The sequence below is a fragment of the Clostridium sp. MCC353 genome, assembly GCF_018785315.1.
Lineage (GTDB): Bacteria > Bacillota > Clostridia > Lachnospirales > Lachnospiraceae > CHH4-2.
This window is the reverse complement of record NZ_WQPN01000027.1, coordinates 1-13,477: the sequence shown is the minus strand read 5'-3', so window position 1 is coordinate 13,477 and position 13,477 is coordinate 1. Positions and strand designations below refer to the sequence as shown.

Annotated in this window: 10 protein-coding genes; 8 read left to right on the top strand and 2 right to left on the bottom strand. The window is 48.0% G+C overall.

All coding sequences use genetic code 11. The features are described 5' to 3' along the window. The first annotated feature begins 155 nt into the window (after positions 1–155). On the top strand, positions 156–2,444 hold the full coding sequence (locus GPL15_RS06975; protein WP_215697364.1) for a hydratase: 2,289 nt from the start codon (positions 156–158) through the stop codon (positions 2,442–2,444). A gap of 171 nt (positions 2,445–2,615) precedes the next feature. Here GPL15_RS06975 and GPL15_RS06970 read toward each other — a convergent pair whose 3' ends face one another. After that, positions 2,616–3,554, bottom strand: a complete 939-nt coding sequence (locus GPL15_RS06970; RefSeq protein ID WP_215697361.1) for a LysR family transcriptional regulator — start codon at positions 3,552–3,554, stop codon at positions 2,616–2,618. Positions 3,555–3,810: 256 nt separating this feature from the next. Between GPL15_RS06970 and GPL15_RS06965 the strand changes: the two genes are divergently transcribed. Then, on the top strand, positions 3,811–6,687 hold the full coding sequence (locus GPL15_RS06965) for an ATP-binding protein (protein ID WP_215697359.1): 2,877 nt from the start codon (positions 3,811–3,813) through the stop codon (positions 6,685–6,687). A 92-nt stretch (positions 6,688–6,779) separates the two neighbouring features. On the opposite strand, the gene GPL15_RS06960 is transcribed toward GPL15_RS06965, so the two are convergent. Beyond that, on the bottom strand, positions 6,780–6,926 hold the full coding sequence (locus tag GPL15_RS06960; RefSeq protein WP_180994797.1) for a hypothetical protein: 147 nt from the start codon (positions 6,924–6,926) through the stop codon (positions 6,780–6,782). A 285-nt stretch (positions 6,927–7,211) separates the two neighbouring features. On the opposite strand from GPL15_RS06960, the gene GPL15_RS06955 reads away from it, so the two are divergent. The 6 genes from GPL15_RS06955 to ilvC all read left to right on the top strand — a co-directional run bounded on the left by GPL15_RS06955 (position 7,212) and on the right by ilvC (position 13,151). Beyond that, positions 7,212–7,763: a M48 family metallopeptidase gene (locus GPL15_RS06955; protein WP_252198156.1), complete on the top strand. Its 552-nt coding sequence runs from the start codon at positions 7,212–7,214 to the stop codon at positions 7,761–7,763. Positions 7,764–7,838: 75 nt separating this feature from the next. Continuing rightward, the gene (locus GPL15_RS06950) at positions 7,839–9,002 is read left to right on the top strand and encodes a cyclopropane-fatty-acyl-phospholipid synthase family protein (protein WP_215697355.1); all 1,164 of its coding nucleotides are present in this window, start codon (positions 7,839–7,841) and stop codon (positions 9,000–9,002) included. Positions 9,003–9,045: 43 nt separating this feature from the next. Continuing rightward, positions 9,046–10,209 carry an acyl-protein synthetase gene (locus tag GPL15_RS06945; protein ID WP_215697353.1) on the top strand — a complete coding sequence of 388 codons (1,164 nt, stop codon included), beginning with the start codon at positions 9,046–9,048 and terminating at the stop codon, positions 10,207–10,209. A 13-nt stretch (positions 10,210–10,222) separates the two neighbouring features. After that, positions 10,223–11,419 carry an acyl-CoA reductase gene (locus tag GPL15_RS06940; RefSeq protein ID WP_215697351.1) on the top strand — a complete coding sequence of 399 codons (1,197 nt, stop codon included), beginning with the start codon at positions 10,223–10,225 and terminating at the stop codon, positions 11,417–11,419. A gap of 114 nt (positions 11,420–11,533) precedes the next feature. Then, positions 11,534–12,034 carry an acetolactate synthase small subunit gene (ilvN, locus tag GPL15_RS06935; protein WP_215697349.1) on the top strand — a complete coding sequence of 167 codons (501 nt, stop codon included), beginning with the start codon at positions 11,534–11,536 and terminating at the stop codon, positions 12,032–12,034. A gap of 106 nt (positions 12,035–12,140) precedes the next feature. Beyond that, positions 12,141–13,151 carry a ketol-acid reductoisomerase gene (gene ilvC / locus GPL15_RS06930; protein ID WP_215697347.1) on the top strand — a complete coding sequence of 337 codons (1,011 nt, stop codon included), beginning with the start codon at positions 12,141–12,143 and terminating at the stop codon, positions 13,149–13,151. The last annotated feature ends 326 nt before the right edge of the window (positions 13,152–13,477 follow it).

The window sequence follows — 13,477 nt, the reverse complement described above, 5'->3', positions numbered from 1 at the left end:
TCTGCCAATTCTCAGAATGCATAACCACCCCTCATCCAACCATAGCAAAAACCTATAGACTATATAAGCAACATAGTATTTGACTATTCTCCCCAAATAAGGCATACTAAAGACATCAAAGCTATACCAGTACGATTTTTCAGGAGGGTATTCACATGGTAAAATTATATGACGGCGGCGCCTATTTGGTAAATGGAACTGAGATCGTTCCTGAGGCAGAGGCTGCAAAGATCGCTTCTTTAACAGGAAAAGAAGTGACGAAAGAAGAGGCTAAAAAAGGTACAATGGCCTACTCGATTTTAGAAGCTCATAATACATCGGGAGATATGGACAATCTGAAACTTAAATTCGATGCCATGACATCCCATGATATCACTTTTGTAGGCATTATCCAGACTGCGAAGGCGTCCGGAATGGAGAAATTCCCAATGCCTTATGTGCTCACCAACTGTCACAACTCTTTATGCGCGGTAGGCGGCACCATCAATGAAGACGATCATATGTTCGGATTGTCCGCATGTAAGAAATACGGCGGAATTTTCGTTCCTCCTCATATTGCGGTCATTCACCAGTATATGCGTGAAATGATGGCAGGCGGCGGTAAGATGATCCTCGGATCAGACAGCCATACCCGCTATGGCGCCCTTGGAACCATGGCCATTGGAGAAGGCGGCGGAGAATTGGTGAAGCAGCTTCTCTGCGACACTTATGATGTATCTTATCCGGGAGTGGTTGCCGTATATCTGGACGGCAGTCCGAATCCAGGCGTTGGCCCTCAGGATATTGCGCTGGCAATTATCGGTGCAGTCTTTAAATGCGGTTATGTAAAGAATAAAGTGATGGAATTCGTAGGCCCCGGTATTTCCTCCATGACCACAGATTACAGAAACGGCGTGGATGTGATGACCACAGAAACAACCTGTCTGTCCTCAATTTGGAGAACCGACGAGGATACAAAGGCATTTTTGGCGCTGCATGGCAGAGCGGACGATTATAAGGAATTGAATCCGGCAGATGTGGCATATTATGACGGTATGGTTTATGTGGATCTCTCCACTGTAAAACCTATGATCGCCCTTCCATTCCATCCCAGCAATACATATGAAATTAATGAGTTAAATGCCAACTTAGGCGACATTTTAAGAACCGTAGAGGTGGAAGCCGCAAAGATTTCAGGTAATCCTGATATCAATTTCAGCCTGACCGATAAGATCGTGGACGGAAAACTTCAAGTGACCCAGGGAATTATCGCAGGATGTGCAGGCGGCAATTATACCAACGTTATGGAAGCCGCCCATATCTTAAAAGGAAAGAACTGCGGCGCGGATGAATTCTCATTATCCGTATATCCGTCTTCCCAGCCGGTCTATATGGACCTTGTTAAAAAAGGCGCGGTTTCTGACCTCATGGCAGCAGGCGCAGTGCTCAAAACCGCATTCTGCGGACCTTGTTTCGGAGCCGGAGATACACCTTCCAACAACGGATTCAGCATCCGCCACACCACCAGAAACTTCCCGAACCGTGAAGGTTCCAAGCCGGGCGTTGGACAGATGTCGGCAGTTGCATTAATGGATTCCCGATCTATCGCTGCCACAGCGGCCAATGGAGGAAAACTGACTTCAGCATCAGAAGTGATGGACGATTATCAGGTGCCTGCTTATGAATTTGATGATACGGTTTATAAGAGCAGAATTTATCAGGGATATCAGGCAGAGGATACAGAGAAAGAGCTGGTTTACGGCCCCAACATCAAAGACTGGCCTGAAATGAGCCCGCTAACAGACAATATTTTATTAAAAGTATGCTCCAAGATTCTGGATCCGGTGACCACCACGGACGAATTGATCCCGTCAGGAGAAACATCATCTTACCGTTCCAACCCGCTCGGACTGGCAGAATTTACACTTTCCAGACGTGATCCCCAGTATGTGGGAAGGAGCAAGGAAGTTGACAAAATAGAAAAAGCGAGAGCGGCAGGCCGGTGCCCGTTAGAAACAGCGCCTGAATTAAAGGATATTTTTGATAAGATCAACACAATTCCAGGAAATGAACAGGTGAAGGCTTCTGAAACAGAGATTGGAAGCATGGTCTATGCAATAAAACCCGGTGACGGTTCTGCCCGTGAGCAGGCGGCGAGCTGCCAGAGAGTGATCGGCGGCCTGGCTAATATCTGTAAAGAATACGCTACCAAGAGATACCGTTCAAATGTCATGAACTGGGGAATGCTGCCATTCCAGATGGAAGCGGATCCGGAATTTGAAGTGGGCGATTACATCTATGTTCCAAACGTGAAAGAAGCGCTGGATGGAGATATGAAAAACATCAAAGCTTATGTGATCGGCGATACGGTAAAAGAGCTGAACCTTTATATTGCTGACATGACTCCGGATGAGAAAAAGATTGTAAAAGCCGGGTGTTTGATCAATTATAATAGAAACCGATAAGGAATGATTCATAAAGGGATGGCGTTCAGCCATCCCTTTTGTCAGCCGTGTAGCCATCCTTTTGTCAGCCGTGTAGTCATCCCTTTTGTCAGCCATGTAGTCATCCCTTTTGTCAGCCATGTAGTCATCCCTTTGTCAGCCATACAGCGATCCCTTCCTCCCTCTCCGGCTTCAACCCTGTCTGCTCCCTCCAAACGCCTCTTTCACCAGTTGTATGAACAACTGGTCCGCTTTTGACAAAAAACTGTTCTTCAGCGTGGCGATGCTCATATCCCAGCTGGCATCGTACTTTTCATCTATGGACAAGATCGTCGGCAGATAGTCGCTTGGGGCGATTTGGGAATATTGAAGGGGAACCAGCGTAATCCCAAGGCCCTGGGCAGCTAAAAGCTGTGCGGTTTCATAATTGCGCAGGGTGAGGCCGATTTTAGGCTGGTGAATCCCGGCTTTGGCCAGCACGGAATCTGTGACCTGACGGATTCTCTGCTGTTTGTGAAGCATGAGAAAGGTTTCATTTTTCAGAAGTTTGATATCGAGAACCGGGTAGGGATAGCCCGGTTCTTTTTTTGCCCTTTTAACAAGTGGATGATCCGGGGAAATGGCTATGACAAACGGATCTTTCTTCATGATATCGTAGTGGAGCTGGGGCTGGATGTTGGATTTGGGCGCATGCATGATGGCGAAATCCAGTTCTCCGCTGAGCAGGAGCTGCTCCAATGTGGATGAATTTTCTTCCGAAATAATCAATTCCACATGAGAACAGATATTGCGGAATTTGGGAAGAACCTTGGACAAGGTCAGGGTGCCCAAATGGTTGGTGATCCCCAGATGGATACGGCCTGTTTTTAAATTATTGATATCGCTGATCTCTATCTCAAAGTCTTCGTACATTTTTAGGATCTGTGTGGCCATATGATAGTAGCGCTCACCGGCAAATGTCAGCGTCAGCCCGCTGGTGGTGCGGTTAAATAACTGGGTTCCCAGGGTTTCTTCTATTCTCTGCAGGGACTGGCTTAGAGACGGCTGCGCGATAAAAAGTTTTTTAGCGGCCTGGGATATGCTTTTTTCATCAGCCACCGTTTTAACATATAATAATTCTTTGCTGGTCATACTTCATTCTCCTTTATAATGAAATTATAGTACAAAGGCGCTCCGATGTCATCTGCTAATGACGGCGAAATGATAGAGAAAGCAACCCTTCAGACGGCTCATCTTTCTGAACGGAAAAGACGGTCAAGAAGCAATGGATGTCTAAATAACGAAATTATTTAACGAAATATCACAACTAAATAGAAAAGGACGCCCGGATATGGTAAAATAGTAAAATCAATTGTTGAGTGAAAACAGGATATCAGAGGAGGGTTACGTGGAAGAGAGAAGATTACGGCAGGCAGAAGATCTGGCAAAAAAAATTTTACGTAAGTATTTCTGTGAATCTGATATGGAATTTATGATATCTACTTTTGCAGAAGATATCATCTGGGTCGGCGGAGGAGAACATCAGACTGCCAAAGGAAAAGAGGCGGTTACCCGCGCGTTTCTCAAGGGAAAAGAAGAGATGCTTTCGTTCCGCATGTGGGATGAGCATTACGAGAGCGCCAGGATTGATGATAAGACTTATTTATGCAGCTGCGACAGCATGATGGAGACGGATCCGGCGGCGGATTCCCATATGAAGGTGAGGCAGAGATGCACTTTTGTATTTCGGGAAAAGGGCGATACATTTGAGACGGTCCATATCCACAATTCAGTTCCTTTTGCCGGAATCGGGGAAGAAGAACTGTTTCCTGTCAGGGCGGCGAAGGAAGCATATGAGCGGCTGGAGTCACTGACCCTGCGCCAGGACCGCCAGCTGGATTTGATTTTGAATCAGTTGAGCGGGGGGATGATTATCTGTTCCATTGCGCCTCCCTATCATGTGGAGTGGATGAGCGATAACCTGACACAGCTTCTGGGGTATACGAATTACGGCGATTTTGCCTTACATACGGGAAACCGCTGCCTGGATTTTATAGAACCGGAAGATTATAAATGGATAACAAGCCGGGTAAATGAGCAGTTAAAAGCCGGAGACGTCTATAATTTGGAATACCGGGTACATACCAGAACCGGTGAGATATTGTGGATTTCCGAAAAAGGGAGAAGCGTAATAGAGCCCGGCAACAGGGAAGTCCTGTACGCAGTGCTGATTGATGTGACCGAAAGGAAACATCAGGAGCTGAAACTGGAAGAAGCCCATCGGGAGATCCGGCAGACAGCGGAGTTTTTGACACAGCTTTACCAGACCGTGCCCTGCGGCATTATCCAGTTCACGGCGGATGAGGAGCATTTGCTGCTCAATGAAAACAGGATGGCCTGGGAAATCTACGGCTATACGGAAGAAGAGTATAGGCGGGAGATCCGTTCGCCGTTTCAGCTTCTCCTGGAAAAAGATAAGGCGAAGGTCCAGGAGTACCTGAGACACATGACCCTGGAGTCAGGGCCCGTTTCTTACACCAGGGAATTCATCAGAAAAGACGGGAAAATCTGCTGGATCAGCGTTATTATGGAGCGTTTGATCAACGCGCAGGGAAGAGATGTAATTCAGGCAATCTATTCCGACGTGACAGAAACAAAGGAACTGCAGATCCGGCAGCAGCAGGAACAGATTCTTGAGAACCAGTCTCTGCGGGCCGCGATCTGGACCGTATATCAGGCGATCATGAGCATTAATCTCACCCGGGACACCTACAATTTCTTCATGGAGCAGGGAAATGCCCTGGAACTCAGGAGAGAGGGCTGTTACCAGGAATTTCTGGAAAAAGTAGAATCCGTAATTCACCCTTCCCAACGGGGAGAATACATAGAGCGCTTTTGTAGAAATGGGGTTCTGCGGTCATTTTCCAAAGGCAGTGAAGAGATCTATATGGAAGCGCAGCTCAAGAATGAGGATGGGATCTATCACTGGCTGTCCATACAGATCATTCACGTGGATAATCCCTATGGGGATGAAATTCTGGCCATTATGCTGATAAAGCTTCTGGACGAAGAGAGGGCTCAGAAAGCAAAACAGGAGCAGGTATTAAAGGAGGCTCTGGCAGAGGCCCAGGAGGCGAACCGGGCCAAAAGTGATTTCCTCTCCAGGATCAGCCATGATATCAGAACGCCCATGAACGCCATTATAGGCATGAGCGCTTTGGGGAAAATCAATTCAGGAGATCCGGAAAAGCTGGCAGAATGTTTTGATAAAATCGATTCCTCTTCCAAATATCTGCTGTCCCTGCTCAATGATGTGCTTGACATGTCCCGGATTGAGAGCGGAAAGATTGAACTGAACCGGGAGAGGTTTGAGTTCAGGGAATTTGTGGAATCCCTGTGCGGCATGATACAACCCCAGGCGGATGAAAAGGGGCAGCAGTTCCTTTTAAGCTGTGATCCTGAGCTGTACCGGCCATATACCGGCGATTATCTGAGGCTTCACCAGATATTAGCCAATCTGCTGGTGAATGCGGTGAAATTTACTCCTCATGGCGGCCGGATCAGCCTTGAAATCAGAAATGGAGGGCGGACGAAAGACGGTCTGGTCTTAGAATTTAAGGTATCTGATAATGGGATAGGCATGAGCGAAGAATTCTTAGAGCGGTTATATGAACCTTTCGAGCAGGAGAGCTCCGACCAGGCCAGAAATCTCATTGGCACCGGCCTGGGTCTGTCCATCGTTTCCAACTTAGTTCAGTTGATGGACGGCACCATTGAGGTGGAAAGCAAAAAGAAAATAGGAACCGTGTTTAAGGTATGCATTCCGGTCCGCCCGGCGGATGGGGATTTGGGAGTGTTGGAAAATGAGACGGCAATTGAGGAGATCGGAAATTTACAGCATTTACGGGTCCTTTTGGTGGAAGACAATGAATTAAACCGTGAAATTGCCGAGGAGATGCTCAAGATGAAGGACATCGTGGTGGAAACTGCCGGAGATGGCGTCCAGGCCGTGGAACTATTCGGAAAGAGGCCGGAATACTGGTATGACGCGGTTCTCATGGATATCCGGATGCCGAATATGGATGGAATCCGGGCCACAAAGACGATCCGCAGCATGGAGCGGGCGGACGCCAAAAATGTGCCGGTCATTGCCATGACTGCCAATGCATTTGACGCGGACAGGGAAGAGGCAAAAAAGGCAGGTGTGGATGAATATCTGATCAAGCCTTTGGACATGAATCTGTTGTTCCAGGCTCTGGATAGGATTAAAAAGAAAAATATCTGAGAAAGAACATTTGTGGTAACAATTCAGACCTTTCTAAGCGGATGCCATTTGTCGGAACGGGCATATTGTGATATGATAACAGAGGAAGCTGATTATTCAGCTTCCTCCACTATTTTTTCAAGAACATTGATCAGATCGTAGATGGTATTGATTTGAACATTGCGGCTTAGAATTTCATTTTTTAAGTCAATGGAAAGTGTTTCAAACTTGGCCTGTACGGCCGGGGCGATATAGGACATGACAGAACCTCCTTACATCATGTTTTTGTGCGAACTGCCGGTATTTGGCATTTCATTTGGTATGGGATTGGTTGCGGTTTGTTCATAATGGGTTGTGTCAATTTCAGGACCGGACCCATTTCCATATGGGGACTCCTGTTTGGCAGGCGGAGGTGTTTGCTTTTTTCTGTGGCACATGAGATCATCTCCTTTCTCCGTCATTTGATTTTAATAGTTTGGGCAATTTGGAAAAATTTATGTTAGAAGATTCTGTTAATTTAATGTTTAGATAGAATGAGGAAGTTTATGATAGAATACCAGTTGATCCGGAGCAGCCGGAAAACCTTAGCCATTCAGATTACGTCGGAAGGGCAGGTGATTGTCCGCGCGCCCATGAAGTGCAGCAGGAAGCTGATTGAGAATTTTTTAAGAGAAAAGGAAGGCTGGATCGCCAAAAAGACGGAAGAAGCCGTAAAAAGGCAGAAAGAGAAGCCTGAGCCCGGACCGGCTTTTACGGAAGAAGAAAGGGCGAGGTATGTAGAGCAGGCCAAAGCCACATTTAATAGGAAGGTGAAGCTTTTTGCGGAGAAGATGGGGGTTACCTATGGCAGAATCACGATCCGCGAACAGAAGACCCGATGGGGGAGCTGCAGCGGAAAGGGCAATTTGAACTTTAACTGGCGGCTCATTCTCATGCCTGAGCCGGTTCTGGACTATGTGGTGGTGCATGAACTGGCGCACCGGAAAGAGATGAACCATTCTCCCCGTTTTTACCGGGAGGTGGAACAGATCATGCCCGATTACAGAGAACGTCAGGCATGGCTTAGAAAAAATGGTGGACGGTATATAAAAAGGTAAAAACGGGGATATTTATCATAACAGGGTATATCAGGTTCAAAACCCTGAAATATGGTAAAAGGATGTACAGGATCTATGATTGAAGAACAAGCTATGATTCAATTTCTAAAACGGTTTGACAAATACCCCTTTTTAGTAAGATTAAAAGGAAAAGAATACCGGATCGGCGACGGGAAACCTGTATTTACCGTCAACGTGAGACGGCCGGTTCCACTTATGGCCCTCAGAAACAGCACTTCCCTGGCCTTGGGCGAGGCATATATGGACGGGGCCCTGGACATTGAGGGGGATTTATACAGAGCGCTGGATTATTTTTTAAGCCAGATGGGCCGGTTTTCTAAAAATGAGACAGCCCTTAAAAAGCTTTTATATACGCCGGTATCCAGAAAATGCCAGAAGAAAGAAGTGTGTTCCCACTATGATATCGGCAATGAGTTTTATAAACTGTGGCTGGACGATACGATGAATTATTCCTGCGGGTATTTTTCCGGTGAAAATGACACCTTATACGATGCCCAGGTCCATAAAACTGATTATATATTAAAGAAGCTCTACCTGAAAGAAGGAATGAAGCTGCTGGATGTGGGCTGCGGCTGGGGCTTTCTCTTAATCGAAGCGGCTAAAAAATACAAGATCAAAGGCATGGGCATTACCCTGAGCGAAGAGCAGTACAGGGGATTTAAGAAGAGGATTGAAAAAGAGGGGCTTCAGGATTATCTGACGGTAAAACTGATGGACTACCGCGATTTAAAACGCTGTAAAATCCGGTTTGACCGGGTCGTCAGCGTCGGAATGGTGGAACACGTGGGAAGGGACAACTATCAGGAATTTATTGACTGTGTCAACCATGTGTTAAAGCCGGGCGGACTGTTCCTCCTCCATTTTATCAGCGGATTAAAGGAGTATCCGGGAGATCCGTGGATCAAAAAATACATTTTTCCCGGCGGCATGATCCCCAGTCTCAGGGAAATGATGGCGGGAATGGCGGAAGACCGGTTCCATACGCTGGATGTGGAAGATTTGAGGATGCATTATAATAAGACCCTTCTCTGCTGGGAGAAGAATTTTAAAGATCATAAAGAAGAGGTGAAACAGATGTTTGACGACCGTTTTGTGCGGATGTGGGAGCTCTATCTCTGTTCCTGTGCGGCTGCATTTAAAAACGGAGTGGTGGACCTGCATCAGATTTTGGCCTCAAAAGGGATCTGCAACGACCTGCCCATGGTGCGCTGGTATTGATTGATGGAAAAATGCTTTAAATAGTTAGGAACAGGGGGAAGAGATGGATTACAGGACGCGGCTGTATGGTTTTAAAGAAGTGTACAATCACCGGGATACGGACAGGCTGTTTTTGAATGCGGTGAAAGGCAATGTGGACTTTCACAGAAGCCATTGCAGGGAATACGACGGCATTTTAAAAAGACAGGGATTTTATACGGAGCAGATGAAGACCGCCGCCGACCTGTACCGTCTGCCCTGCCTTCCCACCTTATATTTTAAGCGCCACACCCTGTATTCCATGGCTGAGCGCAGCATGGTGATAAAGGCGACTTCCTCGGGAACTGCGGGGAAGAAAAGCCGCCTGGGATTTGAACTGAAGGGCCTGATGTATGCCGGGGAAATGACCCTGCGCATGGCCCGTTTCCATGGCCTTTTATCCCTGAAACCCGCCAATTATCTGATTCTGGGTTATGAACCCCATAGAAGCAATCACACAGTGATCAATAAAACCCAGAGAGCCTCCATGCTGTTTGCGCCTCCGCTGAACTGTGAATACGCTCTTTTATATAGAAATGGGAGCTACCGGCTGAATCTGTCCGGGCTGAAACAAACGCTGAAAAAATATGCGTCCCGGCCATATCCTGTCCGGATCATAGGATTTCCCTCCTATCTGTATTTCTTGTTAAAGGAGCTGCAGTCGGATGGAATATCCCTGAACCTTCCTCCCGGATCCATGATCATGCTGGGCGGCGGATGGAAACAGCATTACAAAGAACAAGTGGAAAAAACGGCGCTGTATGACATGGTTTGGCATGTGCTCGGGATCGGAGAGGAGAACTGCCGGGAGTTTTTCGGCGCGGCGGAACACCCCGCCCTCTATTGCACCTGCAAGAACCACCATTTTCACGTTCCCTCCTACAGCAGGGTGATCATCAGGGATGCGGATACCCTGGAGCCTCTGGATTACGGACAGACTGGTCTTGTTAACCTGATTTCCCCCATGATGGAAAGTGTGCCCATAGTCAGTGTTATAACCGATGACCTGGGGATTTTACATAGGGGAAATGAATGTGGATGCGGAATCGAAACCCCTTACTTAGAAATCATAGGAAGAGCGGGGATTTCCGGTATAAAAACATGTGCGGCAGGAGCGGGGCAGTTGATTCAAGAACGCCGGGGAGACATTCCGGCTCTTTCAAACGGCTTTAAGCCCGGAATGTTTTGAAATGGAGGTAAACATGAGATGGAATGATTTGCGCCGGAGGGTCCTGTCGGTGCTGGAACGGCCGGTTTTAAGCCGGGAACTGGTAATCGGCGCCTGTGACCGCCTTTCCCGGCAGATGCTGGACGGAGCTTATGAAGAAATGCTTCAAAACCTGGAAACCACAATCCCCGGCCTGTCCTCAAAGCTCACCCAGGCGGCCCGGATGCTCAGCCGCGATGCGCTGGAACAAAAAGTGCTGTGGGAGCTGGACGGCCTGCCCAAAGAGAGGACGGCGCCTCTCGGAGTGCTCCTCCACATCGGAGCTTCCAATCTGGACGGCCTGGCGGCTTACAGTGTGGTGGAAGGGCTTCTGGCGGGCAATATAAACCTGTTAAAGCTGTCCAGAGACGATGACGGAATCAACACCCTTCTGCTGAGTGAACTGGTAAAAACAGAGCCGGTGCTGAAGGATTACATATATGTGTTCCGCATCCCTTCCACAGATACGGGAAGGCTGAAAAAACTGATGGATCTGGCAGACGGAATCAGTGTCTGGGGCGGAGATGAGGCGGTTCTGGCGATCAGGAAACTGGCCGGCCCCAATACGAAACTGATTGAATGGGGGCATAAGATCAGCTTTGCCTACGCTGCGGAAGAAGGATGCGGCGAGGCGGCCCTCAGAGGGCTGGCTGAAAATATAATCGGAACCGGACAGCTCCTGTGCAGCTCCTGCCAGGGTATTTTCCTGGATACGGAAAATACAGAGGCGGCGGAGGCATTCTGTGTCAGGTTCCTTAAAATTTTGGAAGATGCGTTCTCAGAACTCAGCCAGGGGGACGCCGGGCGGCGCGCCTGCCATACGCTGGAACTGTATAACAGGGAGCTGGAAAATGACCCGGATGTGGTCAGAATTTATCGGGGACGAGGGGTGAGCGTCACTTTGTGCAGTGACAACCGCCTGGAATTATCGGACATTATGGGAAACTGCTGGGTTAAACCGCTTCCCAGACGGCGGATTGTGGAGACATTGAGAGATAAGAAAGGATATCTTCAGACCGCGGTCCTGGTCTGCGGCCAAAAAGACCGGGCGGAACTCACCTCCCTTCTTGTCCGGGCAGGGGTAGTGCGGATCCGGCCAGGAGAGGAGATGGACACCCTGTATCCCGGGCAGCCTCATGACGGCGAATATCCTCTGATCCGGTATTCAAGGGTCATTGATTTGCGGGAATGAGGACGGAAATCTCCCGATATAACCTGGGGATATAATATATATTCCTTTTATTCAGTTGACAAATAGTACCAACATTGCTATCATTAAATGTACTATATGGAAGGTGGAGATACGATGGATAGAATTGTATTATCGTTATTAGTGGACAATACATCAGGGGTTTTGAGCCGTGTAGCCGGTTTATTCAGCCGCCGCGGTTATAATATTGAGAGCCTGACAGTTGGTGTGACCGCCGACGAGCGGTATTCCCGTATGACAGTTGTCTCAACCGGGGATCAGGAGATTTTGGAGCAGATTGAAAAGCAGCTTCGCAAGCTGGAGGATGTCAGGGATATCAAGGAATTGAAACCGGGCCATTCCGTATATCGTGAACTGATCATGATTAAGGTGCGGGCGAATGCCAGCGAGAGACAGGCGGTCAGCGCCATTTCCGATATTTTCCGGGCCACGATTGTGGACGTGGGAAAAGAATCCCTCACAGTCATGCTCACGGGCGACCAGTCTAAACTGGACGCGTTGATCAACCTGTTGGAAGATTATGAGATTCTGGAACTTGCAAGAACCGGTCTGACCGGACTTTCAAGAGGCGCAGATGATGTCAGATATCTGCCCTGATATTAAGTAGGCTAGAGGCGTAAGTGAGTGACGGACTGAGGGTCGTAAGGCACATGAGCCTTTAACAAATAAAATGTATCAATACATATTCTGAGGAGGAAGTAAAATGGCAAAGATTTATTACCAGGAAGATTGTAACTTATCCTTACTGGAAGGAAAGACCATCGCTGTAATCGGTTACGGCAGCCAGGGTCATGCTCATGCACTGAATGCAAAGGAGTCCGGATGCAATGTGATCATCGGCCTTTACGAAGGAAGCAAATCATGGGCAAAAGCTGAAAAGGCAGGATTTGAAGTTTATACAGCGGCAGAAGCTGCTAAAAAAGCAGACATTATCATGATTCTGATCAACGATGAGAAGCAGGCTAAGATGTATAAAGAGTCCATCGAGCCCAACCTGGAAGAAGGCAACATGCTGATGTTCGCCCATGGATTCGCAATCCATTTCGGACAGATCGTTCCTCCTAAGGGAGTGGATGTGAGCATGATCGCTCCTAAGGGACCGGGACATACAGTAAGAAGCCAGTACAAAGAAGGAAAAGGAGTTCCTTGTCTGGTAGCCGTACATCAGGATGCAACTGGAAAAGCGAAAGACCTTGCGCTTGCATATGCTCTTGCAATCGGCGGAGCCAGAGCCGGCGTTCTTCAGACAACCTTCAGAGAAGAGACAGAAACCGACTTGTTCGGTGAGCAGGCTGTTCTTTGCGGCGGCGTTACAGCCCTGATGAAAGCAGGTTTTGAAACATTGGTAGAAGCCGGATATGAGCCTGAGAGCGCATATTTCGAGTGTATCCACGAGATGAAGCTGATCGTAGACCTGATCTTCGAAAGCGGATTCGCGGGAATGAGATATTCTATCTCCAACACGGCTGAATACGGTGATTATATTACCGGACCTAAGATCGTTACAGATGAAACAAAGAAAGCCATGAAGAAGATCTTATCCGATATCCAGGATGGTACATTCGCTAAGAACTGGCTGTTAGAAAACCAGGTTAACTGCCCGAACTTCAACGCTATGAGAAGAAGAGAGGCCGCTCATCAGTTAGAGGCTACAGGAGCTGAACTGCGTAAGCTGTATAGCTGGAATGACGGAAACAAACTGATTGACAACTAATTAAAAAAGATATGCCCTTTCCTGTGGCTGATTGCCGGGAAAGGGTATTTTTTTGTCTGAGGAGTTGTTTTTTTGATGTGAAAGTTACGCAGGAAAGCGGGGCGAGGCGGCGGATGGAGAGGCGGGGGGTGGGACCGGACCGGGCTGGCCGGAATCTGACGGCGCCGGGACACTGCTTCCAACCGTAAGTGAAGCTAAGGCCCCAGGGATGGAAAAAGACGGTCCGATGCCCATTCACGGTGAACTCTTTATGGACTTCACCGTTCAGTGGGCATCTCAGAAACTGATTTGGTTTTCAGTTTCTGCCCGTCTTTTTCCATCCCTGC